This window comes from Arhodomonas sp. KWT (genome assembly GCF_010993615.1).
In genome coordinates, this window is sequence record NZ_WNXE01000197.1 from 1 (window position 1) to 1089 (window position 1089).

Sequence of the window (1089 nt, forward strand, 5' to 3'; positions counted from 1 at the left end):
CCGCGTATCACCAGCCGGTCGCCGTCGGCGGCGATCCGGGCGTCCTCGCCGGCGATGGTGCGCAGGGTGGGCAACAGCTCGGCGGCATTGCGGTGCTCCAGCGGGATAACGGCGGCGGTGTCCGCGGCGAGGGCCGCGGTGGCGGCGAACAGCAGGGCGAGGACGAGGCCGGTGCGGCGCAGGGCGGTCACAGCGACAGCCCCCGCAGCTCGGTGTCCGGCTCGCTCATGGCGTACGCGGACTCCACTTCCTCGAGGTAGGCCTTGACCCGTGCGGGGGCATCCTCGATGACCACGCCCTCCGGGCGGCTGGCCTGGGGGCGGTAGATGGCGTGGCGATCATCCACCACGAACAGGCTGCGGGGCGAGCGCGCGTGCGTGCGGCTCAGGCGGCGCAGCTCGAAGTAGCTGGTCAGCCGGCGGGCGAGGGGGATGAGGCGGCGGCTGTGGCGCACCGCGGCGTAGGGGTCGCCGACCATGATCCGGATGCGGGCGCCGCGGTGGTCGAGGCAGAAGCGCTCGAGGATGGCGGTGAACGCCTCGCGGTCGTAGAGCCGCGGCTCCAGGTCGGGGGAGATGATCTCGACCTGTGTGGTGGCGTGGCCGCCGAGGCGGTCGGTGGCGGCGGTCAGCGCCTCGAAGTCGGCGAGCTCGCGCTGCTCCCCGGGGGATGCCTCCTGCATGACCGTCTCCTCTGCCGTGGTGTCGTGCCCGTGGACCCGGCGGTCACGCCGTGCCGTCCAGCCGGCGCCGCATCATGCGGTGAGGGATGCCGGCGTCATCGAAGACCCCGCCGTAGGCGACGAAGCCCATGCGTTCATAGAATGGCCCGGCGGTGAGTTGCGCGGCAAGCACGACCTCGGCGGCCCCCCGCGACCGGGCCAGGGATATCGTGTATTCGAGCACGGCGCGGCCGACGCCGTGGCCGCGCCAGGCGGCGGCGACGGCCATGCGGCCGATGTGGTCATCGGGCGTGAGCCGGGCGGTGGCGATGCAGCGCCCGCCGGCGTCCACGGCGACGACGTGGCGGCTCGGGGCGTCGAGGTCGTCCCACTCCAGGGCCTCGGGCACGTCCTGTTCCTCGATGAAC

The 1089-nt window shown here is 73.6% G+C and carries 2 protein-coding genes and 1 pseudogene; all 3 read right to left on the minus strand.

The genetic code is table 11. The annotated features are described in order from the left end of the window. Window positions 1–191, minus strand: a pseudogene (locus G7A99_RS16480) (hypothetical protein); the annotation flags it as partial. Next, a complete protein-coding gene (locus G7A99_RS16485) occupies window positions 188–682 on the minus strand; it encodes a hypothetical protein (RefSeq protein WP_018719530.1) in 495 nt (164 codons plus the stop codon). The gene G7A99_RS16485 and the pseudogene G7A99_RS16480, both read right to left, overlap by 4 nt. 43 nt (window positions 683–725) lie before the next feature. After that, window positions 726–1089 (minus strand): GNAT family N-acetyltransferase (locus G7A99_RS16490; RefSeq protein ID WP_163142140.1); only part of this gene is annotated, 364 nt, incomplete at its 5' end.

Excerpts from the sequence above, each read along its gene's own strand:
- G7A99_RS16485 (WP_018719530.1), bottom strand. The coding sequence starts at position 682 with ATGCAGGAGGCATCCCCCGGGGAGCAGCGCGAGCTCGCCGACTTCGAG.